This window comes from Streptomyces sp. NPDC002793 (genome assembly GCF_040295485.1).
GTDB lineage: Bacteria > Actinomycetota > Actinomycetes > Streptomycetales > Streptomycetaceae > Streptomyces.
Genome location: NZ_JBEOVL010000019.1, coordinates 56,135 through 80,354, shown reverse-complemented (window position 1 = coordinate 80,354; position 24,220 = coordinate 56,135). Strand labels below are relative to the sequence as shown.

Annotated in this window: 24 protein-coding genes and 1 pseudogene; 15 read left to right on the top strand and 10 right to left on the bottom strand. The window is 71.2% G+C overall.

The window, feature by feature from the left end; translation table 11 throughout:
• The first annotated feature begins 120 nt into the window (after positions 1-120).
• The 8 genes from ABT001_RS20320 (at position 121) to ABT001_RS20285 (ending at position 7,169) form a co-directional block, all read left to right on the top strand.
• A complete protein-coding gene (locus tag ABT001_RS20320; protein ID WP_351279269.1) occupies positions 121-738 on the top strand; it encodes an NAD(P)H-dependent oxidoreductase in 618 nt (205 codons plus the stop codon).
• 339 nt (positions 739-1,077) lie between these two features.
• Complete coding sequence (locus ABT001_RS20315; RefSeq protein WP_351279267.1) at positions 1,078-1,962, top strand: HipA family kinase; 885 nt, start codon at positions 1,078-1,080, stop codon at positions 1,960-1,962.
• Positions 1,959-2,342, top strand: a complete 384-nt coding sequence (locus ABT001_RS20310) for a DUF3037 domain-containing protein (protein ID WP_351279264.1) — start codon at positions 1,959-1,961, stop codon at positions 2,340-2,342. Before ABT001_RS20315 ends, ABT001_RS20310 begins: the two co-directional genes overlap by 4 nt.
• Before the next feature lie 200 nt (positions 2,343-2,542).
• Complete coding sequence (gene fabG / locus ABT001_RS20305) at positions 2,543-3,304, top strand: 3-oxoacyl-ACP reductase FabG (protein WP_351279261.1); 762 nt, start codon at positions 2,543-2,545, stop codon at positions 3,302-3,304.
• 22 nt (positions 3,305-3,326) lie between these two features.
• Positions 3,327-4,082 carry an SDR family oxidoreductase gene (locus tag ABT001_RS20300; protein ID WP_351279258.1) on the top strand — a complete coding sequence of 252 codons (756 nt, stop codon included), beginning with the start codon at positions 3,327-3,329 and terminating at the stop codon, positions 4,080-4,082.
• Between the two features lie 119 nt (positions 4,083-4,201).
• Positions 4,202-5,782, top strand: a complete 1,581-nt coding sequence (locus ABT001_RS20295; protein ID WP_351279255.1) for an ABC transporter substrate-binding protein — start codon at positions 4,202-4,204, stop codon at positions 5,780-5,782.
• Positions 5,783-5,873: 91 nt separating this feature from the next.
• Positions 5,874-6,593, top strand: coding sequence for a uracil-DNA glycosylase (locus tag ABT001_RS20290; protein WP_351279253.1), 720 nt, complete (start codon positions 5,874-5,876; stop codon positions 6,591-6,593).
• Between the two features lie 75 nt (positions 6,594-6,668).
• A complete protein-coding gene (locus ABT001_RS20285; protein WP_351279251.1) occupies positions 6,669-7,169 on the top strand; it encodes a hypothetical protein in 501 nt (166 codons plus the stop codon).
• Between the two features lie 95 nt (positions 7,170-7,264).
• Here the strand turns inward: ABT001_RS20285 and ABT001_RS20280 are convergent, their stop codons facing one another.
• Positions 7,265-7,897 carry a TetR/AcrR family transcriptional regulator gene (locus tag ABT001_RS20280; protein WP_351279250.1) on the bottom strand — a complete coding sequence of 211 codons (633 nt, stop codon included), beginning with the start codon at positions 7,895-7,897 and terminating at the stop codon, positions 7,265-7,267.
• 82 nt (positions 7,898-7,979) lie between these two features.
• Between ABT001_RS20280 and ABT001_RS20275 the strand changes: the two are divergent.
• Both ABT001_RS20275 and ABT001_RS20270 read left to right on the top strand, forming a co-directional pair.
• Positions 7,980-9,160, top strand: a pseudogene (locus tag ABT001_RS20275) (FAD-dependent monooxygenase).
• Positions 9,161-9,222: 62 nt separating this feature from the next.
• The gene (locus ABT001_RS20270) at positions 9,223-10,128 is read left to right on the top strand and encodes a Gfo/Idh/MocA family protein (protein WP_351279247.1); all 906 of its coding nucleotides are present in this window, start codon (positions 9,223-9,225) and stop codon (positions 10,126-10,128) included.
• Here ABT001_RS20270 and lnt read toward each other — a convergent pair.
• The 6 genes from lnt to ABT001_RS20240 form a co-directional block, all read right to left on the bottom strand.
• The gene (lnt, locus tag ABT001_RS20265; RefSeq protein WP_351279245.1) at positions 10,052-11,680 is read right to left on the bottom strand and encodes an apolipoprotein N-acyltransferase; all 1,629 of its coding nucleotides are present in this window, start codon (positions 11,678-11,680) and stop codon (positions 10,052-10,054) included. The two genes, ABT001_RS20270 and lnt, sit on opposite strands and share 77 nt — an antisense overlap.
• A gap of 79 nt (positions 11,681-11,759) precedes the next feature.
• Positions 11,760-12,230, bottom strand: coding sequence for a nuclear transport factor 2 family protein (locus ABT001_RS20260; protein ID WP_351279243.1), 471 nt, complete (start codon positions 12,228-12,230; stop codon positions 11,760-11,762).
• Between the two features lie 79 nt (positions 12,231-12,309).
• Positions 12,310-13,173, bottom strand: a complete 864-nt coding sequence (locus ABT001_RS20255) for a universal stress protein (protein ID WP_351279240.1) — start codon at positions 13,171-13,173, stop codon at positions 12,310-12,312.
• Between the two features lie 158 nt (positions 13,174-13,331).
• On the bottom strand, positions 13,332-14,114 hold the full coding sequence (locus tag ABT001_RS20250) for an SGNH/GDSL hydrolase family protein (protein ID WP_351279238.1): 783 nt from the start codon (positions 14,112-14,114) through the stop codon (positions 13,332-13,334).
• Between the two features lie 458 nt (positions 14,115-14,572).
• The gene (locus ABT001_RS20245; protein ID WP_351279236.1) at positions 14,573-15,445 is read right to left on the bottom strand and encodes an undecaprenyl-diphosphate phosphatase; all 873 of its coding nucleotides are present in this window, start codon (positions 15,443-15,445) and stop codon (positions 14,573-14,575) included.
• 171 nt (positions 15,446-15,616) lie between these two features.
• Positions 15,617-16,360 carry a TVP38/TMEM64 family protein gene (locus tag ABT001_RS20240; RefSeq protein ID WP_351279233.1) on the bottom strand — a complete coding sequence of 248 codons (744 nt, stop codon included), beginning with the start codon at positions 16,358-16,360 and terminating at the stop codon, positions 15,617-15,619.
• A 462-nt stretch (positions 16,361-16,822) separates the two neighbouring features.
• Here ABT001_RS20240 and tuf point away from each other — a divergent pair, with 462 nt between their 5' ends.
• From tuf to ABT001_RS20225, 3 genes are all read left to right on the top strand, one after another.
• Positions 16,823-17,992: an elongation factor Tu gene (gene tuf / locus ABT001_RS20235; RefSeq protein WP_351279230.1), complete on the top strand. Its 1,170-nt coding sequence runs from the start codon at positions 16,823-16,825 to the stop codon at positions 17,990-17,992.
• Positions 17,993-18,061: 69 nt separating this feature from the next.
• Entirely contained in the window at positions 18,062-18,913 is an 852-nt protein-coding gene (locus tag ABT001_RS20230; protein ID WP_351279228.1) for a patatin-like phospholipase family protein, read from the top strand.
• A 40-nt stretch (positions 18,914-18,953) separates the two neighbouring features.
• The gene (locus tag ABT001_RS20225; RefSeq protein ID WP_351279225.1) at positions 18,954-19,799 is read left to right on the top strand and encodes a spermidine synthase; all 846 of its coding nucleotides are present in this window, start codon (positions 18,954-18,956) and stop codon (positions 19,797-19,799) included.
• Here ABT001_RS20225 and ABT001_RS20220 read toward each other — a convergent pair.
• On the bottom strand, positions 19,761-21,071 hold the full coding sequence (locus tag ABT001_RS20220; RefSeq protein ID WP_351279224.1) for an MFS transporter: 1,311 nt from the start codon (positions 21,069-21,071) through the stop codon (positions 19,761-19,763). The two genes, ABT001_RS20225 and ABT001_RS20220, sit on opposite strands and share 39 nt — an antisense overlap.
• A gap of 67 nt (positions 21,072-21,138) precedes the next feature.
• The gene (locus tag ABT001_RS20215; protein ID WP_351279221.1) at positions 21,139-22,209 is read right to left on the bottom strand and encodes a DUF8017 domain-containing protein; all 1,071 of its coding nucleotides are present in this window, start codon (positions 22,207-22,209) and stop codon (positions 21,139-21,141) included.
• A gap of 109 nt (positions 22,210-22,318) precedes the next feature.
• Between ABT001_RS20215 and ABT001_RS20210 the strand changes: the two genes are divergently transcribed.
• Together ABT001_RS20210 and ABT001_RS20205 are read left to right on the top strand one after the other, a co-directional pair.
• Positions 22,319-22,756, top strand: a complete 438-nt coding sequence (locus tag ABT001_RS20210; RefSeq protein ID WP_351279415.1) for a DUF4442 domain-containing protein — start codon at positions 22,319-22,321, stop codon at positions 22,754-22,756.
• Positions 22,757-22,882: 126 nt separating this feature from the next.
• Positions 22,883-23,542 carry a DedA family protein gene (locus ABT001_RS20205; protein ID WP_351279218.1) on the top strand — a complete coding sequence of 220 codons (660 nt, stop codon included), beginning with the start codon at positions 22,883-22,885 and terminating at the stop codon, positions 23,540-23,542.
• Positions 23,543-23,597: 55 nt separating this feature from the next.
• Here the strand turns inward: ABT001_RS20205 and ABT001_RS20200 are convergent, their stop codons facing one another.
• Positions 23,598-24,131 carry a gamma carbonic anhydrase family protein gene (locus ABT001_RS20200; RefSeq protein ID WP_351279215.1) on the bottom strand — a complete coding sequence of 178 codons (534 nt, stop codon included), beginning with the start codon at positions 24,129-24,131 and terminating at the stop codon, positions 23,598-23,600.
• Between the last annotated feature and the right edge of the window lie 89 nt (positions 24,132-24,220).

The window sequence follows — 24,220 nt, the reverse complement described above, 5'->3', positions numbered from 1 at the left end:
TTCGTCACGCCACCCCGGACCCGTGCGCCGACGTCCCCTGTGACCGCCCGCACAGGGCGCACAGTCACCCCGACGGAACCACACTCCCTACTCCTCACCTCTCGACAAGGAAGCACCGGAATGAACACCGGCCACATGCCGCGGACTTTGCTGGTCACCGCGAACCCAGACCCTCGGTCCCTGACGCATCACGTGTCGGCCAGGCTCCAATCGGCCCTGCACCCCCTGCCGGTCGAGGTGGCCGACCTGCACCAGGAGCAGTTCGACCCCAGGTTCAACCCGGCGGATCGCCGTGCGTACCACGAGGGCGGCGACTACCCGTCCGACGTCGTCCGTGAGCACCGTCGTCTCGAGCAGGCCACTGACGTCGTTCTGATCTTTCCCGTGTACTGGTGGTCGATGCCGGCACTGCTGAAGGGGTGGATCGACCGGGTCTTCGTCAACGGCTGGGCCTTCGAGTACTCAGCGGACTCGGGCCTGCGCCCCAAGCTGCAGCAGCTCACGACGCATCTTCTGCCCGTGGCCGCCAGTGATCCGGGCCTGTTCGAGCGGCACGGATACGAGAAGGCCCTGCGGACGCAGATCGAGCATGGCATCGTCGACTACTGCGGAAGCCGCCGCGGCGCCACCGCCTTCATCTACGAATCCGAACTGCCTTCCCCCGAAGCCACGGCGGAGAAGGTCGAGCGCGCGGTGAGCATGATCAGCACGGCTGTCCGGGCTCCTGCACCCCGGTGACGAAGCACTACCAGCTGACCTGCGTACGCCTTCGTGGTGGCCCGCAGGACCTCGGCGGTCGGCCTGTCCTCTGATTCCGCTGATCGGACGCCCCTGCCCTTCGCGCTTCGCCCACCCGGGCACGCCTGCGATCACTCTCGGTTACTATGCTCACTTCATGCCGGAGGCCGGTAGCAGGGCCGCCGCACCGTCGAGGGTCTGCCCGGGGAGCGCGGGGGCGGGATCGCCGGCCGGAGTTCCTCGGCGCCTCCCCGGCGCCGCCGGCCGGTGATTCCCGCTACGCGCCCCCGAGAGGCTCTCCATGGATTGCAAGGCTAAAGAGATGGGTGGCCTGAGAAAGTGTTGCAAGAGGTCGTAGCGACTCGCTATGTCACGCCCCTTAGGGAGGGCGGGTCGCTCCCCGGGATCGTCGAGGCCGACGACCTGGGCACGTATGTCATGAAGTTCACCGGAGCCGGACAGGGGCGCAAGACCCTGGTCGCCGAGGTCATCTGCGGAGAGCTCGGCCGGAGGCTGGGGCTGCGGGTGCCGGAGCTGGTGACCATCCAGCTCGACCCGGTCATCGGACTCGCCGAGCCGGACCAGGAGGTGCAGGAGCTCCTCAAGGCCAGCGCCGGGCTGAACCTCGGGATGGACTACCTGCCCGGCTCGCTCGGCTTCGACCCGCTCGCCTACGAGGTCGGCGCGGAGGAAGCGGGGCGGGTCGTCTGGTTCGACGCGCTGATCAACAACGTCGACCGGTCGTGGCGGAATCCCAACATGCTCGTCTGGCACGGCGATCCATGGCTGATCGACCACGGGGCCACCATGATCTGGCACCACAACTGGCCAGGCGCGCAGGCCTCGGCCGCGAAGCCGTACAACGCCTCCGATCACGTCCTCGCACCGTTCGGGCCGGACATCGCGGCCGCGGCCGCCGCGCTGGCTCCGCTCGTCACCGAGGAGCTGGTCACCGAGGTGGCGGCCGAGGTGCCGGACGCGTGGCTGGCCGGTGAGCCGGGCTTCGAGACCACGGACCAGCTGCGCCGGGCGTACGTCGAGCCGCTGCTGGCCCGCGCCGGGAGCATCCACGAACGCATCGTCCTGGAGGCGCCCACGAAGACCCGGCCCTCCCAGGTGCCCGGGTGGCTCACCGACCATCTCGGCGCCTGGCCGCATCCGGCCAAGAAGGACCGCGACGCACAGGCCGGCGCCGGCCGCACGGGTAAGGACGGCGGCCGATGAGCGAGCGTCACGTCTTCGAGTACGCGGTCCTGCGCGTCGTGCCGCGCGTGGAGCGTGGGGAGTGCTTCAACGCCGGCGTGCTGGTCTACTGCCGGGCCAAGTCGTTCGTCGCGGCCCGGACCCATCTGGACGAACGCAAGCTCGAAGCGCTGGATCCGCAGGCCGACGTACTCGGTGTGCGGGCGGCTCTGCGGGCGGTCGAGGGCGTCTGCGGCGGGGGCGAGGGGGCGGGCCAGGCGGCCGGCGACGACCCGGGGCGACGCTTTCGCTGGCTGATCGCGCCGCGCTCCACGGTCGTCCAGCCCGGTGTCGTGCACAGCGGTCTGACCGCGGATCCGGCTGCCGAGCTCGATCGGCTGCTCGACGTCCTGGTGCGCTGACGGCGGGCGGGTGCCGCCGCCCGGACCTGTGAGGCGGCGGCGCCGTCCGGTGTGACATGCGCCCGGCTCCCCGCGTGCCGTTGACACCGGGTGCCGGGGCTTCTAGCGTCTCGTCTGCTGAAGGTACTAAGCGGTTGCTCAGTTATCGGGAACTTCCTGACGTCCGCTGAGCCGCGATCCAAGGGCGAGGAGAACCAAGCATGTCCACCACCGAGCAGCGTGTCGCCATCGTGACGGGAGCGGCACGGGGCATCGGCGCCGCCACTGCCGTGCGCCTGGCGGCCGAGGGCCGTGCCGTCGCCGTACTCGACCTCGACGAGGCGGCCTGCAAGGACACGGTCGAGAAGATCACCGGCGCCGGGGGCAAGGCCCTCGCCGTCGGCTGCGATGTGTCGGACAGCGCTCAGGTCGAGGCAGCCGTCGCGCGCGTCGCCGCCGAGCTCGGCGCCCCGACGATCCTCGTCAATAACGCGGGTGTGCTCCGCGACAACCTGCTCTTCAAGATGAGCGAGTCCGACTGGGACCTCGTGATGAACGTGCACCTCAAGGGCGCGTTCCTCATGGCGAAGGCCGTCCAGTCGCACATGGTCGAGGCCAAGTTCGGCCGTATCGTCTCGCTCTCGTCCTCCTCGGCGCTGGGCAACCGTGGTCAGGCCAACTACTCCGCGGTCAAGGCCGGTCTCCAGGGCTTCACCAAGACGCTCGCCAAGGAGCTCGGCAAGTTCGGTGTCACCGCCAACGCCGTGGCTCCCGGCTTCATCGTCACCGAGATGACCGCCCAGACCGCGGCCCGTGTCGGCATGGGCTTCGAGGAGTTCCAGGCCGCCGCCGCGACGCAGATCCCGGTGCAGCGCGTGGGGCGCCCGGAGGACATCGCCAACGCCATCGCCTTCTTCACCGGCGAGGACGCGGGCTTCGTCTCCGGGCAGGTCATGTACGTCGCCGGCGGACCGCTCAACTGACCCCGGAAGGGCAACGGACAACATGACTGTGCAGGACAGTGGCAAGGTCGCGCTCATCACGGGCGCGAGCCGGGGCATCGGCTACGGCATCGCCCAGGCGCTCGTGGCCCGGGGCGACCGGGTCGTCATCACGGGCCGTGGTGAGGACGCCCTGAAAGAGGCCGTCGAGAGGCTCGGCGCCGAACGGGCCATCGGAATCGCGGGCAAGGCGCACGACGAGGCGCACCAGGCGGCGGCCGTCGAACGCGCCATGGAGGAGTTCGGCCGGGTCGACTACCTGGTCAACAACGCCGGTACGAACCCGGTCTTCGGGCCGATGGCCGAGCTGGATCTCAACGTCGCCCGCAAGGTCTACGAGACGAACGTGATCTCGGCGCTCGGGTTCGCACAGCAGACCTGGAAGGCGTGGCAGCGGGAGAACGGCGGGGCGATCGTCAACATCGCCTCGGTAGCGGGTGTTTCCGCGTCCCCGTTCATCGGTGCCTACGGCATGAGCAAGGCCGCCATGGTCAATCTGACCCTCCAGCTGGCGCACGAGTTCGCACCGGTGGTACGGGTCAACGCGATCGCCCCGGCGGTGGTGAAGACCAAGTTCGCCGAGGCGCTGTACGAGGGCCGCGAGGCCGAGGCCGCAGCCGCCTATCCGCTGGGCCGGCTCGGGGTCCCGGAGGACATCGGCGGGGCAGCGGCGTTCCTCACGTCCGCGCAGTCCGACTGGGTGACCGGGCAGACACTCGTGGTCGACGGCGGGATTTTCCTGAACGCAGGCGTGGCCTGAGGGAGGCCTGCGCCGCTTTGGTCGTGATTGACTCAAGTGCCCTGCCGGGTCAGCGAATTGACCCGGTGGGGCGCTGCGGTATGGTCTGCCGACCTTAAGGCCGATCGAGGAGCGTTCACGTGTTCTACCGGGCCAGTGTGCGGGCTGTCGCAGCCCTTTCTTCCCTTTCTGTGCTCGCCGGCTGCGGCCTGCTGTCCGACGGCAGTTCAGAAGTGGACCAGCACATATCGGTCGGAACGACGAGCTCGCCCTCGACCCTTGACCCGGCGGCAGCGTGGGACGGCTCCTGGGAGCTGATGAGGAACGTCTTCCAGACCCTGGTGAGCTTCCCGACCGGCAGCACCAGCCCCGAGCCCGACGCGGCGGAGGAATGCCGGTTCGCCGACGCGTCGAGCCGGGAGTACCGGTGCACCCTGCGTGCGGGCCTGCAGTTCTCCAACGGGGAGAAGATCGACGCCGAGGACGTGAAGTACTCCATCGACCGGATCAAGAAGATCAAGGTCAAGGGCGGTCCGGCCGGTCTCCTCGGCTCTCTCGACCGGGTGGAGACCAAGGGCGAGGACACCGTCGTCTTCCACCTCGCCAAGTCGGACGCGACCTTCCCGTTCATCCTGGCCACCCCGGCGATGTCGATCGTCTCCCCCGACGAGTACCCGGCGGACAGCATCCGCGACGACGGCGAGGTCACCGGTTCGGGGCCGTACGTCCTGGACTCCTACGAGCCCGGCAAGCAGGCCGAGCTGACCAGGAACGCCGACTACAAGGGCTTCGCCGACAGGAGGAACGAAGCGGTCACGATCCGTTACTTCGACGGCTCCGCCCCCATGGTGGCGGCTCTGAAGAGCAAGGAGATCGACGCCACCTACCGCGGCCTGACCGCGGAGGAGGTCATCGGTCTCGAGGACGACAAGTCGGACAACAACGGTCTGCAGATCATCGAGTCGGTCGGCGCGGACATCCGGTTCCTGGTCTTCAACCCCCAGGACCCGGCGGCCGGGAAGCTCGCCGTCCGGCAGGCCGTCGCGCAGGTGGTGAACCGCGACGCCCTCGTCGCCAAGGTGTACCGGGGCACCGCGGAACCGCTCTACTCCATGATCCCGAAGGGCATCGCCGGGCACGCGACCAGCTTCTTCGACGTCTACGGCGACGCGGACGCGGCCGAGGCCAGGGAGATCCTCGCCGAGGAGGGCATCACCGAACCGGTCGAGATGACCTTCTGGTACACCACGGACCGCTACGGCTCCTCCACCGCTCCCGAGTTCGCCGAGCTGAAGCGCCAGCTGGAGGCGTCCGGCCTGTTCCGGATCACGCTGAAGAGCGCGCCGTGGAAGTCCTTCCAGGAGGGCTTCACCAAGGGTGAGTACCCGGTCTTCGGGCGCGGCTGGTTCCCCGACTTCCCGGACCCGGACAACTTCGTGGCTCCCTTCGTGGGCCAGGACAGCGTCACCGGCACCCCGTACGTGTCCGAGGAGATCACCGAGGACCTGCTGCCCTCGTCCCGTGAGGAGAGTGACCGCGGAGCCGTCTCCAAGCAGTTCAAGCGGGCCCAGGAGATCCTGGTCAAGGACGTCCGCCTGCTGCCCCTGTGGCAGGGCAAGCTGTACGTGGCGGCGGGCGAGGACATCGGCGGCGGCGAGCGTGCGCTCGACCCGCAGACGGTCATGCAGATGTGGGAGCTGTACCGCAAGACCAGCTGGTAGGAGGGCGGGCGGCAGGCTCGGCGGGTCCGTTGTCAGTCCTCCCCGGTAGGTTCTGTACTCAAGAACCGATTGCTTACCGGAGGTTGTGGACGTGACCGACACCGACCTGCTGCCCGAGTCCTGGCGCGGCGTCCTCGGCGAAGAGCTGCAGAAGCCCTACTTCAAGGAGCTCACCGATTTCGTCGAGGAGGAGCGGGCCAAGGGGCCGGTGTATCCCCCGCGAGAGCAGGTCTTCGCGGCCTTGGAGGCCACGCCGTACGACCGGGTGAAGGTCCTCGTTCTCGGCCAGGACCCCTACCACGGCGAGGGACAGGGGCACGGGCTGTGCTTCTCGGTCCGGCCGGGTGTCAAGACGCCCCCTTCGCTGCGCAACATCTACAAGGAGATGAACGACGAGCTCGGTCTGCCCGTCCCGGACAACGGATATCTGATGCCGTGGGCACAGCAGGGTGTCCTGCTGCTCAACGCGGTGCTCACCGTCCGGGCCGGCGAGGCGAATTCGCACAAGGCCAAGGGGTGGGAGAAGGTCACCGACGCGGTGATCCGTGCGGTGGCCGAGCGGCCCGACCCGGCGGTCTTCGTGCTCTGGGGCAACTACGCCCAGAAGAAGATCCCGCTGATCGACCAGGACCGTCACGCGGTGGTCAAGGGCGCGCATCCTTCACCGCTCTCCGCCAAGAAGTGGTTCGGCTCCCGTCCGTTCACCCAGATCAACGAGGCCGTCGCGGCGCAGGGCCACGAGCCCATCGACTGGCGGATCCCTGACCTGGGCCTGCAGACGACCCGACCGACCGCCGGGGCCCGCGCCTGAGCGGGATTGCCGGTGGCTGCGGCTAGCGTCTGAGCGACCGGAACAGGCCGGGCGGTGATCAGGGAGACCTCTGTAGTGGAGCAGCGGGAAATGCCGGGGGACGCCGTCATGACCAGGATCGGCCAGGCGGCCATACTGCTCCATGCCGGGGACAGGGAAGAGGCCCGCAACAGGTTCGGGATCATCTGGTCGGAGATCGGTGAGCGCGGTGCCGCCCTGCACCGCTGCACCCTCGCCCATTACATGGCCGGTACCCAGGACGACCCGGGGGACGAGCTGGCCTGGGACCTGAGGGCGCTGGCCGCCGCGGAGTGCCTGACCGGTGGGGTGGTCCCGAACCCGGGCACGGAGGGGGAGCACCGTGACGCGGCCGCCGTGCGGGCCCTCGTCCCCTCGCTGCACCTGAGCCTGGCGGCGGACTATCTGGAGCTGCAGCGTTTCGAGGCCGCCCGCACCCACCTGGACCGGGCCTGGGACGCCGTCGGTCTGCTGGAGGGCGACGGGTACGGCGAAGACGTCCGGGCCGCCATCGGGCGTATGGAGCAGCGCCTGCGGGGGAGCGCGCCGGGGGAGTGACAAGGGCGGCGCGCCGCCCGGGCCTCACTCGCCGGTCGCTCCGCCGACCCGTTCCCGTGCTGTCGTCGGGCACCGGCGATCAGCGCCGGCGACGCTCACGCGTCCTCCGTGCCGAGCATCCCCCGCAGCAGCTCGGTGCAGCCCCTGCGTAGCTCCTCCTCGGTAGGCACGGCCCGGTGGTAGGAGCCCACGGCGCACGCGAACATCATTCCCTCGGCCCAGGCCACGACCGACAGGGCGTGGCGCTCCGGTTCGGCTGATCCCGCCAGGGCCATCAGAGCCACCAGCGGCTCACGGAACCGCCCACCCGCGTCGTCGTAGAACGCGCGGAGACCGGGGCGCCGGGTGGCCTCCAGGGCGAGTTCGTAGCGGCAGACCAGAAGCTCGGTGCCGCTGGTCAGATAGCGGTGCAGCGCGCGCGCCAGACCTTCGGCGGCCCCGGCCGGATCGCCGACCGCGAGCAGATCCCCCGGCGCGAGCATCAGTGCCTCCCGCTCGGCGAGCCGGCGTACAGCGGTTTCCAGCAGGGCCTGCCGGGTGCGGGCGTGGTTGGAGGTCGAACCTTGGGGGAGCCCTGCCCGCTCGTCCACGGCCCGGTGGGTCAGGCCCCTCATCCCGCGCTCGGCGAGAAGTGACAGCGCGGCATCGGCGATCAGGCCGGCGCGGGAGGAGGTGGGCTGCCCGGTGGAGGAGGGGGCGGTGCGTGCGGGTGCGGAACGTGTGGGCATGAGACCAACCTACCGCCCTCACTACACCTGTAGTACGGTGGAATTCACGTACTACAGGTGTAGTTGCGAGGAGGGGTCAGTCATGGCGACATCCCGTGCGGTGGTCATCGGCAGCGGAATCGGTGGGCTCACCGCCGCGGCGGCCCTGTACCGGAGCGGGTGGCAGATCACCGTGCTCGAGCGTGCGGCCTCACTGGAACCCATCGGCGCCGGCATCAGCCTCGCCCCCAACTCCCAGCGCGCCCTCGACATCATCGGGCTCGGCGACGAGGTCAGGTCCCTCGCGGCGTGGCAGGGCGACGGCAGCCTGTGTACACCGTCCGGGCGCCGGCTCGCCCGCACGGACAGTGCCGCCGCGGCCGAGCGGTTCGGCGGGCCGCTCGTCGTGCTGCGCCGCTCGGCGCTCATGGACCTGCTCCGTGCGCGGCTCCCCGAGGACGTGGTGCGCACCGGTACAACGGCGCGGCTCGTCGATCCGGGCCGCGCGGGCGGGAGCCCGGCCCTCGTCAGGACGGACTCCGGTGACATCGAGGCCGACCTGGTGATCGGCGCCGACGGCATCGGATCGGCCGTGCGCACCGCGCTCTTCCCGAGCCATCCCGGCCCCGCGTACAGCGGATTCACCACCTGGCGGGTCCTCGCCCCCGGCGTGGGCCGTACCTTCGGCTCCCACGAGACCTGGGGCCGCGGCGCGCTCTGGGGCAGCCACCCGCTGAAGGACGGCGGAACATACGCCTACGCGGCGGCCGCCGTCCAGGCCGGCACCCGGGCCGCCGACGACGAGAAGGCGGAACTGCTGCGGCGGTACGGCGACTGGCACGACCCCATTCCCGCGATCATCGACGCCGTGGAGCCGGACCGGGTCCTGCGCCACGACGTGTACCAGCTGGCCGAACGCTGCCGTCCTTCCACCGGGGACGCGCGGTGCTCGTGGGCGACTCCGCGCACGCCATGGTTCCCTTCCTCGGGCAGGGCGGTAATCAGGCCATCGAGGACGCCGTCGTACTCGCCCACCACGTCACGCCGGACGGTGACCTGGGGGTGGGCGTCGCCGCCTACAGCGCGGCCAGACACCCTCGTACGACCGCCATGGTCCGCAAGGCGGCGCGGGTGTCCCGGCTGACCGGGCTGACCGGCGTGCCGGCCGTCGCTCTCCGGAACGGGCTGATGTCCGCGGTCTCCCGTCTCGGCCCGGGGCTGGTCCTGCGCACGTTCGACGGCATCTGCGACTGGCAGCCGCCCGGCGCACGTATGCTGCCGTGACCAGGGAAGGGCGGACGGCACAACCGTGACAAGGCCCTGGTCAGGACGACAGGGAGAACCTCGTGAAGGTCGGCTGCATCGGGCTCGGCGACATCGCGCAGAAGGCGTATCTGCCGGTACTGACAACCCTGCCCGGCGTCGAGCCGCACCTGCAGACCCGCACCCCGGCCACACTCGACGCCGTCGCGGCGGCCCACCGGATCCCCGGGGCGCAGCGCCACGAGGATCTCGGATCGCTCCTGGACCAGGGGCTGGACGCCGCCTTCGTGCACGCGCCGACCACCGCCCACGCGGAGATCGTCGGACGGCTGCTCGAAGCGGGCGTCCCCACCTTCGTCGACAAGCCGCTCAGTTACGAACTCGCCGAGTCCGAGCGGCTGGTGGCTCTCGCGGAGGAGCGCGGTGTCTCTCTCGCCGTGGGGTTCAACCGCAGGCTCGCCCCGTCGTACGCGCAGTGCGCCGATCACCCGCGCGAGCTGATCCTCATGCAGAAGAACAGGGTGGGGCTGCCGGAGGACCCCCGCACCATGGTGCTCGACGACTTCATCCATGTCGTCGACACCCTGCGCTTCCTGGTCCCCGGCCCCGTCTCGAACATCGTGGTGCGGGCGCGGATCGCCGACGGGCTCATGCACCACGTGGTGCTCCAGCTGTCCGGGGACGGATTCACCGCCATCGGCATGATGAACCGGCTCAACGGATCCACGGAGGAGATCCTCGAGGTCTCGGGCCAGGACACCAAGCGGCAGATCCTCAACCTCTCCGACGTCCTCGACCACAAGGGACAGCCGACCCTGCGACGGCGCGGAGACTGGGTGCCGGTCGCCCGCCAGCGCGGCATCGAGCAGGGCGTGCTGTCCTTCCTCGACGCGGTGCGGGCCGGGAAGGTGCTCAGCGCTGGGGACGCCCTGGAGACCCACCGGCTCTGCGAGCGGGTGGTCCTGGACGCGGCGGAGCAAGCGTTCTGACCGACCGGATCCCCGCCGCTCCGAAGAAGACGGCCAGCACCACCAGCGCGCCGTACACCGGCCAGGCACCCAACCGCACGTAGAGGGTGGAGCCCCGGGCGAGCGGTACGTCGTACACGCGGGCCTCGCTCGCGTCCGTACCGAGCGGGGCTCCCAGCCGTTCGCCCCCCGGGCCGTACACCGCGCTCACCCCCGTGAGCGTGGCGTGCACCATCGGCCGGCCCGACTCGGCCGCCCGCAGTGCCCCCAGCGAGGCGTGCTGTTCGGGGGCCCAGCTGTGCTGGAACGTCGAGGTGGAGGACTGGGCGACCAGCACCTGGGCCCCGTCCTCCGTCAACTGCCGGCTCATGTCGGGGAACGCGGTCTCGAAGCACACCAGCGGGCCCACCCGCAGCCCGCCCCGCAGGTCCATCACCACGGGTTCGCTGCCGCGCAGCCGGTCCTCGCCCGCCGCCTTGCCCACGGAGGTCGCCCAGCCGAGCAGCGCGCGGGCCGGTACGTACTCCCCGAACGGCACCAGGCGCATCTTGTCGTAACGGTCCCCGGTCGGGCCGTCCGGGCCCACCAGCACCGCGGACTTGAAGATCCCGGCACGGCCGGGTCCGTCCGTGCGCCGGGCGTCCATGTTGACCAGTACCTCGGCACCGACCAGACGGGACAGTGCCGCGAGGCGGTGCGCCGTCCTCGGGCTCCTGGCCAGGTCCACGGCCACGCTGCTCTCGCCCCACACCACCAGATCCACGCCTCGCCCTGCCAGGCCCCGGGTCAGCTCCTCACCGCGCGCGAACCGGCGGTCGATGCTGCCGGGTCCCTCGACCACACCCGGCTGCACGACGGCGATCCGGACCGTACCGGTCTCCTCGGCCCGCGGCGCCCACAGCGCCGTCGCGCCCACACCGAGGGCACCGGCCACCAGGCACGCGACCGCGCCCGTCCGGGCGGCCGGTACGCCGATCAGCAGGACGACTGCGGTGTTCGCGGCCACCACACCCAGACTGACCAGCCATACGCCGCCCACCGAGGCGACACGCAGCGCCGGCGGGACCTCCCACTGACTGGCGCCCAGCAGTCCCCAGGGACCGCCGAGCCCCTCCCAGGAACGGACCAGTTCGATCATCAGCCACCCGGAGGGCACCACGGCCACAGCGGCCACGGACCGCCGGACGGACGGCGAGCCTCCGAGGAGCCGGGCCACGAGCAGGCCCCAGGGAGCCCACAACAGCCCGAGCAGGGCGGCCAGCACCAGGATGAACACATGGAGGCTCGGCATCAGCCAGTGGTGCACGGCCAGGACGAAACCCGTACCGCCGAGCCAGCCGTCGACCGCCGCACGGCGGTCCGTGCCCGCCGACCGGATCAGCAGCAGCCAGGGCACCAGGGTGACGTAGGCGACCCACCAGAGGGAGGGCGCGGGAAACGCGAGGGCGGGCAGAGAACCCGCGCACAGAGCCGCGACGCCGCGCCCGGAACGGGAACGCAGCAGCCGCTCGGCCGGCCGTGCGCCGCCCCCGGCCGCCCGTCCGGCCGGAAGCCACCCGCCCCGCATCGGCATGCGTCTCCTCCTCGCCCGTCCTGCGCCTGATCCCAGTGTGGTGCAGAGGATCAGCAGAGCACAGGGGGCGTGCCGCGGCTCAGCCTGCGGCGGCCCCGGGCGCGTACCGCCACTTCCGGTGCGCCGTGACGGCCCGGATCCGCCAGCCCGGTTCCGTGCGCAGCAGTTCGAAGGCGTACCGGCCGCCGGTGACCAGCGCCGGGGCCGACTCCCCGTCCCAGGCTTCCGAACCCGTCGGGCTGAGGTAGTCGGCCCGCACCTGCGCCCGGTCACCGGGATAGCCGCCCAGGTCCTGGAGGTCCAGGCGCCGGTTGACGATCAGATGCTGGCGGGCGGGGAAGAGACGCAGACTCTCCCCGAGCCACCGCGCCGCCTCGGCGGCGGCCCCCTCGTCCCCGCCCGCCTCGCGGTAGTCGGCGCGCCCGTCGGGTGTGAACAGGGCGCCGTAGTCCTCCCACGCGCCGTCCTCCAGGGCCACGGCGTAATCGGTGATCACTGCATCGATGGAGAGCCGGTCCATCACCGTCGCGAGAGCCACGCGCTGAGTCATCGCCCAAGTCTCGGCTGTCGGACGCCGCACGCCAAGGGGCCGCGCACGGCCCGGGGCCCCGGACCTGGTGGATCCGGGATCAGACGGGGACGACGGCGACCGGGCCGAGGGCGTGCGTCACCGTCGTCTGCGCGACGGGGGAGAGGCCGAGCCCCAGGGACTCGCCGCCCTTCCGCCGCCCGACCACGGTCAGCGCGGCGGTGGCCGAAGCCGTGACCAGGGTGCGTGACGCCGAGCCCCGGACAGGCTCTCGGACGATCTCCACCTGCGGATACCTCTCACTCCGGCCCGCGGTGATCTCGGCCAGGGTCCGCTCCGCCGTGTCGGCCGCGGCCTCACTGTCGAAAATGGGGCCGCCGGACAGCATCGACGAGAACATCGTCCACCCGTGTACGAGCCGCAGCCGTGCGCCCGGCCTGGAGACGGCGGCTTCGAAGGCGAAATCGAGGACCGCTCCACTGCTCTCGTCGCCGGCGACCCCGGCGACGACGTCGGGGAAGGCGTCCGCCGGCTCCGCCTCGCTCTCGTCGGTGCGGCCGGTGTGGACGACGACGACCGGGCACTGTGCCATCGACGCGGTGGCCAGGCTGTTGGATCCGATCATCAGCGAGCGGAACCCGCCGAGACCCCGCGATCCGACGACCACGGTCGAGGCGTCACGGCTGAGCGAGACGAGTGCCGCCGACGGGAAGTCCAGCGGGGCCAGCGTCGCGACGGCCAGGCCGGGGGCGAGCCGGGACGCCCGCGCCTCGGCCCGCGCGAGCGACTCCTCGGCCTCCCGAAGCCCCGCGGCCTCCTCCGCGCGCCGACCGGGCGGACGGACGCGCACGATCAGCAGCGGCAGTCCGCGGCGGGCGGCTTCGCCCACGGCCCAGTCGAGTGCCTCCCAGCTGTGCGCGGAACCGTCCACGGCGGCGATCACGGGAAGGTCGTCGGCGGTCATGAATTCTCCCAGGCAGTCCGGACGTCTGCGGGGCCGAGTCGGAGCACCCCGACTCGTGATTATCGCCTGGCCGCACGGGAGCGACCCGGCGGCCCCACCGGCCTACGACCACCGTGCGGCGTGCGTGACCGTGCCGACCGTCCGGAGTGACACGGTCATCAGCTCCCGGTCACGGCCGCCGTGAACGCCGGGAGGTACGCGGATCGGTGTCCCTCCGCCGTCGGGTGGATGTTCGAGCCGCTGATCCACGCGTCGCGGGTACAGATCTCGTGCCCGGCGAACGCGGGCCGGCCGTCCGCGAAGGCGAACCCGGCCGCCTCCGCACGCCCCGCGATCGTGTCGTTGAGCAGATCCGAACCCTCGTTGACGGCCGTGCGCTTGGCGGAGCTGAGCCCGCCGAGGCAGAGACCGCCCTCCTCGTAGAGGTACGGGTACCCGATGACGACGACCTCGGCGTGGGGCGCGCGGGCGCGGACCGTCGCGTAGAGGCTGTCCAACTCACCCGGCAGCTCGTTCACGACGTACTCCCCGGCGGTTTTCAGGGCCCGCTCGCACGCCGACCGGGTGGAGTACTGGCAACTGAGCATGGTCGAGGCGAACCCGGAGTCGTTGCCCCCGATGCTCAGGCTCACCAGGGTGGTGTCCTCGTCGAGTTCGCCCACCTGGTCACCGAGCACGTCGGGGATCGTGGCACCGCCACAGGCGGCGAAGGTGAACGACGCCGGGTCGTTGGCATCGGCCCAGAGCGCGGGATAGGCGTTGCGGCTCCGGGTGCACGCGACGTCGGAGTAGTCTCCGGCGCCGGTGCCGGAGGCGTACGAGTCACCGAGGGCCACGTAGTTCACGTCGGCTGCCGCCGTGCCCGCCGCCGCCGTCGACACGGGGACCGAGGCGAGCGCGAGGGTCAGGAGAGCGGCTCCGGCTGTACGGGACAGGGGCATGGGGATCCTCCGTGGTGTGGGGAGCGAGGACGACGGTGCACGGCTGCCGTGACCACGCCCAACTTCCCGCCCCCGGGCCGCCACGTCATCGGTGTAATCGCCGATGGCCGAGGCCTGGACCACGTCCCGGCACGCACGGGACCCGGACATGTCCGGATTCACCGGATCGGGTATTCGCCCACCGTGCCCCGCCACGTTCGGGCAAGGTCGTCGGGAGGGCGCGTCCAGGCTTCGCTCGGTGCGGCTCTCCAGGTGTCACCGGTGCCCGGCCGGTGGGGAAGGGGTGTGCCATGTGGGAATCCGAGGAGTTCGGCAGCGAGCACGAGGGACGGCCCGGTGTCCTGCCGGCCGACGGCAGTGACCGCCGACGGCCCCCCGTGGGGCACCGTCGCCCGAGCGCTCGGCGTCAGTGAACAGGCCGCCCGCTCCCGCCTGACCCGGTACGATCGCTGCCCTGCTCAGCCGGCGGACTCGCCCGCGTGCGGGCTCAGCACACCCGCGCCGACCAGGATGAACAGCACGATGCCCAGGATCACGCGGTAGACGACGAACGGCATGAAGCTCTTCGTCGTGATGAACTTCATGAACCAGGCGATCACGGCGTAGCCGACCGCGAAGGCGATGACCGTCGCGAAGATCGTGGGCCCCCAGGAGACGTGTCCCTCGCCCGCGTCCTTCAACGTGAACCCACCGGAGGCGATGACCGCGGGGATCGCCAGCAGGAAGGAGTAGCGGGCCGCCGCCTCACGCGTGTAGCCCATGAGCAGCCCACCGCTGATCGTCGCGCCGGAGCGGGACACCCCCGGCACCAGAGCCATCGCCTGGCAGAACCCGAAGATCAGTCCGTCCTTGACGCCCAGCTCCTTCAGCGACTTGCGTTCCTTGACCACCCGGTGCTTGCCGCCGGACTCGTCGCGGGCAGCCAGCCGGTCCGCGACACCGAGGACGATGCCCATGCCGATCAGCGTCGTGGCGATCAGGCGGAGGTCACGGAAGGGGCCCTCGATCTGGTCCTTGAAGGCCACGCCGAGGACGCCGATGGGGATCGAACCGACGATGACCAGCCAGCCCATCTTGGCGTCGTGGTCGCTGCGCATCGAGGAATCGGTCAGCGACCGGAACCAGGCCGAGAGGATCCGCGCGATGTCCTTGCGGAAGTAGATGAGGACCGCAGCCTCCGTGCCGATCTGTGTGATGGCGGTGAACGCGGCTCCCGGATCCTGCCAGCCGGCGAACGCCGCGGTCAGCCGCAGATGCGCGCTGGAGGAGATCGGAAGGAACTCGGTCAGTCCCTGAACGAGGCCCAGGACGAATGATTCGAACCAGCTCATGGGGCTTAGGCCATCCCGGAGGTACTCATGCAACGGCCGACGGACGCGAAGGCCGTCGGCGGCGTGCGGATGCGGTCAGAAAGGGGGACGGGACGCCACGGCCCCGGACATCCTCTGTCGGTCGCGCGCAGCGTATCGCCTGCAGGTGAACAGGCTTCCGTCTGCCCCCGTCTACGTGCCGCCCGCCTCCGGTGCCGGCGCGTCCCCCGTGCCACCCAGCCGGTGCCGCCTGCGCCAGGCCACCAGCGCCGCCCCCACGCCGGACAGCACGATGAAGCCCGTCGCCGCCAGGAAGACCGGCGAGGTCGGAGAGGAGGCCGTGCTGCCCGCGACGACGTAGGCGGCCGTGTTCGGGATCGAGCCCAGCCCGGTGGCCAGGAGGAACGGCGGGTAACCCATGCGGGAGGTCGCCGCACAGTAGTTGGCCGCGGCGAACGGCACCCCGGGGAAGAGCCGCAGCGCCAGCATGGACCGGAATCCGTGGCGGCTCAGCAGCCCGTCGGCCGCCTTCAGGTACTTGCCCCGCAACAGGGTCCGGAGGGCGTCCTGCCCCAGCACCCTGCCGAGGAGGAAGGAGACACCGGCACCGAGGACGGTTCCGGCCAGCGCCGCCGCGAGACCGGCCTGGGCACCGAACAACGCGCCGGCGGCCAGATTGAGCAGCGGGCGCGGCACGAAGGCCACGGTGCACACGCCGTACGCGAGTCCGAAGAGCATCGCGGCGGTGGAGCCCGTGAGTTGTGGTGGCCAGCCGGAGGCCAGCAGCCGCTGTGGTTCGAACAGCAGCATCATGGTGGCGGCGGCCAGCAGGACCGCCACGAGCAGGGAGAACCGGGACCAGGGGGAGAGCAGCGCCCTCGTACAGCGCACTGCGAGGCCGGTGGACGGCCGTGTCGCGGGGACGGGGTCGAACATTTGGGGAGCGTAACCGAAACACGAGTGTGATCGCCGCACCGTGCTCGTGACGGGTGACGGGTCACTCGGGCCCGGAGGCCCATGTCCGCGCCGCGCTCGGGACATCGGGCTCGCCGCCTCCGCCCGGGGCGACGGTGACCACGCCCGACACGTGTGGCGCCACGCGAAAACCATTCGACGCTGCCGCACCGCTCCGGCATGCTCAGGCACATGTTCCGGTACGCCTTCCTCGCAGCGCAGTCCGCAGTCGCGGACACGCCGAAGGCTGCCGCGAGCCCGGTGGCCGCATGCACAGCAGCAGCGGTCGAAGCAGCACCTGACGCGGCGTTCGCCGCTGCCGCAGCGCCCTTCGGCGGCGCCCGAAGCTGACCCTCCCCCGACAGTCCGGCGGACCCCGCAAGGGGAGGGTCGGCGGGGCCCTGGGGTCTTCTTCTCTCAGCTTCGACATCCGAGGAACGAGCCATGCCCAAGACGGCATACGTGCGCACCAAGCCCCACCTCAACATCGGCACCATGGGCCACGTCGACCACGGCAAGACCACTCTGACCGCCGCCATCACCAAGGTGCTCAGCGACCGCGGCACCGGCACCTTCGTGCCCTTCGACCGGATCGACCGGGCCCCCGAGGAGGCGCAGCGCGGCATCACCATCAACATCGCGCACGTCGAGTACGAGACCGACACCCGGCACTACGCGCACGTCGACATGCCCGGACACGCCGACTACGTCAAGAACATGGTCACCGGAGCGGCGCAGCTCGACGGTGCGATCCTCGTCGTCTCCGCGCTCGACGGCATCATGCCGCAGACCGCCGAGCACGTCCTGCTGGCCCGTCAGGTCGGTGTCGACCACATCGTCGTCGCCCTCAACAAGGCCGACGCCGGTGACCCCGAGCTCACCGACCTGGTCGAGCTGGAGGTACGCGAGCTGCTCTCCGCGCACGGTTACGGCGGGGACACCCTGCCTGTCGTACGGGTGTCGGGGCTCGGCGCGCTCCAGGGCGACCCACGCTGGACGGCGTCCGTCGAGGGGCTGCTGGACGCGGTCGACACGTACGTACCGATGCCGGTGCGCTACACCGACGCGCCGTTCCTCCTGTCCGTGGAGAACGTGCTCACCATCACGGGCCGCGGCACCGTCGTCACCGGGGCCGTGGAGCGCGGCACGGTGCGCGTCGGGGACCGTGTGTCGGTGCTCGGCGCGGACGTGGAGACGGTCGTCACCGGTCTGGAGACCTTCGGCAAGCCGATGGAGTCCGCGGAGGCCGGCGACAACGTCGCCCTGCTCCTGCGTGGGGTCGAGCGCGACCGGGTGCGCCGCGGCCATGTGGTGGCGGCGCCCGGCAGCGTCACTCCGAGCCGGCGTTTCACGGCGCGGGTGTACGTCCTGTCGGCCCGTGAGGGAGGCAGGACGACGCCGGTCACCACGGGATACCGGCCGCAGTTCTACATCCGTACGGCGGATGTCGTCGGGGACGTCGACCTCGGCGAGGCGGCGGTGGCACGGCCCGGCGACACGGTCACCATGACCGTCGAGCTCGGCCGTGACGTCCCGCTGGAGTCGGGCCTCGGCTTCGCGATCCGGGAGGGCGGACGCACGGTCGGCGCCGGTACGGTCACCGGCCTGCTCTGAGGACAGGGCCGCGACCCGCCCCTCCCGGCCGGGAGGGGCGGGTCGCGCCCGTTGCGGCAGACTGGGGTCATGGCAGACACAGCTCTCGTACTGGGTGCCGGAGGCGTCACCGGCACGGCCTGGGAGACCGGCATCCTGCACGGACTCGCCAAGGCGGGCGTCGACCTCTCCACCGCTGATCTGATCGTCGGAAGCTCGGCTGGCGCCGTAGTCGGGGCGCGGCTCGCGTTCGGGCCCGCCGGTATCGGTGACCTCTACGAACTGCAGCTCGCCGCCCCGGAGAACGGGAAGGGGGCAGCCGACAGGCTCGGTCCCGTCACCGTCCTGCGGTACGCGAGAGCGGTGCTCTCCTCCCGGACGCCCGACGAGTACGGCCGGAAGCTGGGAGCTCTGGCCCGCGAAAGCCGGCCCGGGGTGACCGCGGCCGAACGGCGGGAGATGATCGCGGCGCTGCTTCCGTCGCCCGAATGGCCCGAGCGGCACCTGCTGGTCACCGCCGTGAACGCCGTCACCGGGGCGCTGCACACCTTCGACAGGACGGGCACGGTCACCCTCGCCGACGCGGTCACCGCCAGCTGCGCGGTCCCCGTGGTCCGGCCCGTGGTCAGCGCCGGCGGAGGGAGCTGGATCGACGGAGGTGTGCACTCCCCGGCCAATGCCCATCTCGCCTCCGGCTACGGACGCGTCATCGTGATCGCGCCCACGGCCGGTGGCAACAAGGTGATCGTCTCCCCTCGCGCACAAGCCGCCGAACTGGAGGCAGAGGGCGCCCGCGTCGAAGTCATCACCCCGGACGCCGGCACCCGGAAGGCCGTCGGCCGCAACTCGCTGGACCCCGCACGACGGGCCGCGGCGGCCAGGGCCGGTCTCGCCCAGTCCGCCGCGCACACCGAGGAGGTCGCCGCGGTGTGGCACGGCTGACCCGGCGGGAGGAGGTTCCGGAGCCCGGCACAATGGGGGAGTGAACGAGCCGATACCCGTCATCCGCGACACCGACCGCGGCACCGCCAGGCTGCTGCCCGACGTCGACCGGGACCGGGCCTGGCTGCTCACGGTCGACGGAGCCCCGCAGTCGTACGTGGACCTCGACGAGCCGGCGCACCTCGAATTCGAGTACGTACGCCGCCTCGGCCATGTCGTGGACCGGGCCGGCGCGCCGGGGACGCCCCTGGACGTGGTGCATCTCGGCGGCGGCGCGCTCACGCTTCCGCGCTACGTCGCGGCGACCCGCCCGGGATCACGGCAGGACGTGGCCGAGGCGGACCGGGGGCTCGTGGAGCTCGTGGGGGAGCATCTGCCCTTGCCCGAGGGGGCCGGTGTCACCGTGCACGGCACCGATGCGAGGGGCTGGATCGAGGAGGCACCGGAGGATTCCGCGGACCTTCTGATCGCCGATGTCTTCGGTGGCTCGCGCGTGCCGGCGCATCTCACGTCCGTCGAGTACGCACGGGCCGCCGGACGGGTGCTGCGGGCGGACGGCGTCTACGCGGCGAATCTGGCCGACGGCGCTCCCTTCACCTTCCTGCGATCACAACTGGCCAACTTCGCCGAGGTGTTCGGCGAACTCGCGCTCATCGCCGAGCCGGCCGTACTGCGCGGCAGGCGGTTCGGCAACGCCGTGCTGCTCGCCTCCCGCGGCCCCCTCGACGTCGCGCCGCTCACCCGGCTGTGCGCCGCCGACGCGTTCCCCGCGCGGGTCGTGCACGGTGCGGCGATCACTCGGTTCATCGGTGGTGCGAGGCCGGTCCGCGACCGTGAGGCCGTGGCCTCACCCGAGCCCCCCGACGGCGCCTTCGGTATCGGCTGACTCCAGGGGCCGCGCGGGGACGCCGGCTTCCTTCACCGTGCTGCGGCGGGTCAGGTTCCGTACGTCCGGAACGAGCAGCACCCCCGCCGTCACCAGCACGATCAGCGCGGCACAGCCCCACAGGGCCTCGCTGCGGCCGACGAGCGTCTCCACCGGGCCGGCCGCCGCCGTGGCCAGCGGAACCATCGCGACCGAGCCGAACCAGTCGTACGCCGCGACCCGGGACAGCTTCTCCTCCGGGATCTCCTGGTGGAGGGCTGTCATCCAGGACACGCCGAACACCTCGATGGCGACCCCGGTCACGAACATCACCGTGCAGAGACCGGCCACCGGCAGCGGGATCGCGAGCCCCGCGGACGGCAGGGCCAGCGGGAACACGCAGAGCGTCCCTGCCAGCAGCAGCCGCCGGGGTTTCCACCGCATCATCAGCAGCGCACCGCCCAGCGTGCCGACTCCGAACGCCGCGAGGGCGAATCCCCAGGGACGGGCACCTCCGAGTTCGTCCCGCGCCACCAGTGGCCCGTAAACGGCCTCGGCGGCACCGACGACGGCCACGACCACGGAGAACTGCAGGACGACGGCCCAGAGCCAGGGACGCCCGACGACCTCCTGCCAGCCCTCCCGGAGATCGGCGAGCAGCCCACCGCCCGGTGCACGTGCGGGGATGTGGCTGACGTTCAGGAAGGCCCGGAGCACACCGGCGACGGCGAAGGCGGCCGCGTCGACGGCCAGCACCCAGCCCGGGTCCATGGCCGCGATCATGGCGCCGCCGAGTGCGGCACCGCCGATGGCCGCGCCGTGCATCGACATCCGGAAGAAGGCGAAGGCGCGGGCCGCCTGGTCGCCGGTGACGCTGGACATCAGCATGCCCTCGGCCGCCGGACCGAAGAAGGCCTGCCCGGTACCGCAGAGTGCCGTCAGCAGCATCATCTGCCACAGTTCGGCACCCCCGGTGAGCACAAGCCAGGCGAACACCGCCTGCGAGACGCAGTTGAGCGTGTTCGCGGCCACCATCACCCGGTGACGCGGCAGCCGGTCCGCGACCGCGCCGCCGATCAGCAGGAAGAGCACCAGCGGCGCCGTGCGCGCGGCGGCGACCAGCCCGACGTCGCCGCTGTCGCCGCCCGACTCCAGAACCGCGAACGCCGCCGCGATCAGAGCGCCGTTGCTGCCCAGGCTCGTGATGATCGCGGCGGCGGTCAGCAGACCGAAGTTGCGCCCTGCCGGAGCGGGGGACAGGGCGGGCGAGGGGGAGGAGTCGGCGGAAGTCACCAGGGGACTATCCCCGCCCCGGCCCCCTCCCGCCAAATGAGCGGGCCCCGCCGTGTGCGCCGGAGGCTCAGGAAGCGGTCTCCGCGCCCTCCGCCAGGCGCACCGTGCTGAGGATCTTCTGGATGGTGGCGTCCGGGAGTTCGTCGTCGACACCGGCGTTGGCGTGGAGGATCCAGGACGAGTACTCGTCCTTGGCGTTCTTGAAGGTGAACGCGATGGACTTGCCGTCCGTGTCGCACTTGTTCTCGTTGGCCAGCCCGGTGGCGGTGGCCGTGACGACACTGCCCGAGAGACCCGACTCGGTCGTGTAGGGCTTGGGCTTGCCGACCTTGACCTTCTCCTTCGGGTCCTCCTGCGCGTAGGCGGCCCAGACCCAGTTGGCGGCCTCGTTCGTGGCGGCCTGGTCCGCGCTCTTGGCGCCCTGGGCACCCTTGGTGCCGACACCCGCCAGGCCGGTGTCCTCCTTGGTGCCGTCCTTGTCGGTGTCGTCGATGCACCACTTGCTCTTGTAGAAGGCGGGCGCGGAGAAGCCGACCGCCGGCGGGCCGGTGGGGTCCTTGACGTCCTCGAAACCCGAGATCAGCCCGGTGCTCGCCACCTCCCAGTCCCCGGGCACGTCGAACTGCGTGCCCCACTTGGGATTGGTCACGACCTTCCAGCCCGGGATCGTGGGCGCGGCGTCCTCACCGCCCCGCGGGTTCGCCGCGGGTGGGGACGCCGCCTCGGACGCCTTCGCCGACGGGGACGCCGTGCCTTCGGCGACCTTCGCGCTTCCCTCGTCGTCCTTGTTCATGACGACCACGCCGGTGACGACCGCCGCGACGACGACCGCGGCGGCGGCGACGACGGCGACGATCGTCGTCTTCTTCTTGTCGTCCGGCTGCGGGCCGCCCGGCCCGCCGGGTACGGCGTACTGCGGCACGGTGGGCTGCTGGTACGGGTTCGGCTGCGGGTACCCGGGCGGCTGACCCGGCTGCTGATATCCAGGCTGCTGATATCCCGGCTGCTGGTGTCCCGGTTGCTGGTAGGGATTCGGCTGTTGATGACCCGGCTGTTGGTACCCCGGCTGCTGGTACGGGTTCTGATTCTGGTCCTGCGGGTTCTGCTCGCCCCCGGGCGGCTGCTGTCCTGGCCACATGGCCAGTAACCATAGAGGTGCGGGGCGGCCTCTGCTACGGGCGCCCCTGTGAGGGGATGGTCAAAGAGTGCTACTCGCTAGTAACATTCCGGTCATGAGTACCGAAGAGATGACGGTCGGCGACATCCTGTCCGCGAGCGTCCCGATGGTCCGCACCCTAGGCATCACCTATCTGGAGACGACGGCGGAGCGCGCCGTCCTCTCGCTCCCGGACCGGGCTGAATATCACAATCACCTCGGCGGACCCCACGCCGGCGCGATGTTCACGCTGGCGGAGTCGGCGAGCGGCGCGATCGTGGTCGCGGCGTTCGGCGACCAGATGTCCAGGGCCGTGCCGCTGCCCGTCACCACGGAGATGGCCTTCAAAAAGGTGGCCATGGGCGACCTCACGGCCACCGCTGTGCTGGACCGGCCGGCGGCCGAAGTCGTGGCCGAACTGGACGAGGGGAAGCGTCCGGAGTTTCCCGTGCGCGTCGAGATCCGGCGCGCGGACGGTGCTGTCACCAGCGAGATGAACGTGGTCTGGACGCTGCGCCCGAACCGCTGACCGCCGCCGGGCCCCCGTCCCCCGGCCCGGGCCCGGAGAGCCGCGGCGGCCGTCCGGACCGGTAGGCTGCCCGCCGTGCTCCACCCGTGGCGCACGGCCACAGACCTGTTGAGGGAAGGACCCGCGTTGCACGTCCAGGAGTGGCTCGAGACCGTCCCCGCGGTCAGCATCTACCTCCTGGTGGGGGTCGTCATCGGACTCGAGAGCCTGGGAATTCCGCTTCCCGGCGAGATCGTCCTCGTGAGTGCGGCGCTCCTCGCCTCCCAGCACGGCGACATCGACCCCGTGGTGCTCGGCGCCTGCGCGTCCGCAGGGGCGATCATCGGTGACTCGATCGGCTACGCCATCGGCCGTAAGGGAGGGCGCCCACTGCTCGCGTGGTGCGGCGGGAAGTTCCCCGCCCACTTCGGGGAAGCACAGATCGCCATGGCCGAGCGGTCGTTCGAGAAGTGGGGCATGTGGGCGGTCTTCTTCGGCCGTTTCGTCGCCCTGCTCCGAATCTTCGCGGGACCGCTGGCCGGTGTCCTGCGCATGCCGTACTGGAAGTTCCTGACCGCCAACGTGCTCGGCGGCATCGTCTGGGCCGGAGGCACCACCGCTGTCATCTACTCGGTGGGTGTCGTCGCCGAGGCCTGGCTCAAGCGCTTCTCGTGGCTGGGGCTGCTGGCCGCCGTGCTGATCGGCGTGGTCTCGATGCTGGTGCTGAAGAACCGTGCCAAGAAGGCGGCGGAGCAGTCCGGCCCTCCCGTGGCGGCGCCCGAGCCGGAGGCCGTCCCGGCCGACTGAGCCGACGCCGGCCGGGGGTGCTCCAGGTCCCGGCCGGGGCGGGCCGTGCCCGGCGTCAGTCCGCCCGGTGTGCCTCGCGGTGTGCCTTCGCCAGCTCCACGTAACCGGCCGCGTTGAAGGCGATGCCCTCACGCTCCTCCGCGGTCAGCTCCCGTTTGACCTTGGCGGGTACGCCCGCGACGAGCGAGCCCGGCGGCACCCGCATCCCCTGCGGTACGAGAGCCTGCGCAGCGATCAGTGAACCCGCGCCGATGTGCGCGCCGTTGAGCACGGTGGCGCCCATCCCGACGAGGACGTCGTCCTCGATGACGCAGCCGTGCAGGACGGCGTTGTGACCGACCGAGACCCGGGCGCCCACCGTCATCGGGAAGCCGGGGTCGGTGTGCACGCTGCAGTTGTCCTGGATGTTGCTCTCGGGGCCGAGGGAGATCGGACCGCCGTCGCCGCGCAGCACGGCGTGGTACCAGACACTGGAGCCCGCGGCCATCGACACCTCGCCGACGACGACGGAGGTCGGTGCGAGGAACGCGTCCGGGTCGATGTCGGGTTCCTTGCCGCCGACACCGGTGACCAACGCCCGCTCTGTCATCGCCTGCTCCTCCGGTCGGATGTGGTCGCGCTCGGCGCTCCCCGCTCCGCACGAACCGTAATGGACGGCCCCGGTGCCCCGGACAGGTG

Bases quoted from the DNA above. Each gene is read 5' to 3' on its own strand.
- ABT001_RS20320 (WP_351279269.1), top strand. From the start codon at position 121: ATGAACACCGGCCACATGCCGCGGACTTTGCTGGTCACCGCGAACCCA.
- ABT001_RS20310 (WP_351279264.1), top strand. From the start codon at position 1,959: ATGAGCGAGCGTCACGTCTTCGAGTACGCGGTCCTGCGCGTCGTGCCG.
- fabG (WP_351279261.1), top strand. From the start codon at position 2,543: ATGTCCACCACCGAGCAGCGTGTCGCCATCGTGACGGGAGCGGCACGG.
- ABT001_RS20300 (WP_351279258.1), top strand. From the start codon at position 3,327: ATGACTGTGCAGGACAGTGGCAAGGTCGCGCTCATCACGGGCGCGAGC.
- ABT001_RS20280 (WP_351279250.1), bottom strand. From the start codon at position 7,897: ATGCCCACACGTTCCGCACCCGCACGCACCGCCCCCTCCTCCACCGGG.
- lnt (WP_351279245.1), bottom strand. From the start codon at position 11,680: ATGCCGATGCGGGGCGGGTGGCTTCCGGCCGGACGGGCGGCCGGGGGC.
- ABT001_RS20260 (WP_351279243.1), bottom strand. From the start codon at position 12,230: ATGACTCAGCGCGTGGCTCTCGCGACGGTGATGGACCGGCTCTCCATC.
- ABT001_RS20255 (WP_351279240.1), bottom strand. From the start codon at position 13,173: ATGACCGCCGACGACCTTCCCGTGATCGCCGCCGTGGACGGTTCCGCG.
- ABT001_RS20250 (WP_351279238.1), bottom strand. From the start codon at position 14,114: ATGCCCCTGTCCCGTACAGCCGGAGCCGCTCTCCTGACCCTCGCGCTC.
- ABT001_RS20245 (WP_351279236.1), bottom strand. From the start codon at position 15,445: ATGAGCTGGTTCGAATCATTCGTCCTGGGCCTCGTTCAGGGACTGACC.
- ABT001_RS20240 (WP_351279233.1), bottom strand. From the start codon at position 16,360: ATGTTCGACCCCGTCCCCGCGACACGGCCGTCCACCGGCCTCGCAGTG.
- tuf (WP_351279230.1), top strand. From the start codon at position 16,823: ATGCCCAAGACGGCATACGTGCGCACCAAGCCCCACCTCAACATCGGC.
- ABT001_RS20230 (WP_351279228.1), top strand. From the start codon at position 18,062: ATGGCAGACACAGCTCTCGTACTGGGTGCCGGAGGCGTCACCGGCACG.
- ABT001_RS20215 (WP_351279221.1), bottom strand. From the start codon at position 22,209: ATGTGGCCAGGACAGCAGCCGCCCGGGGGCGAGCAGAACCCGCAGGAC.
- ABT001_RS20210 (WP_351279415.1), top strand. From the start codon at position 22,319: ATGACGGTCGGCGACATCCTGTCCGCGAGCGTCCCGATGGTCCGCACC.
- ABT001_RS20200 (WP_351279215.1), bottom strand. From the start codon at position 24,131: ATGACAGAGCGGGCGTTGGTCACCGGTGTCGGCGGCAAGGAACCCGAC.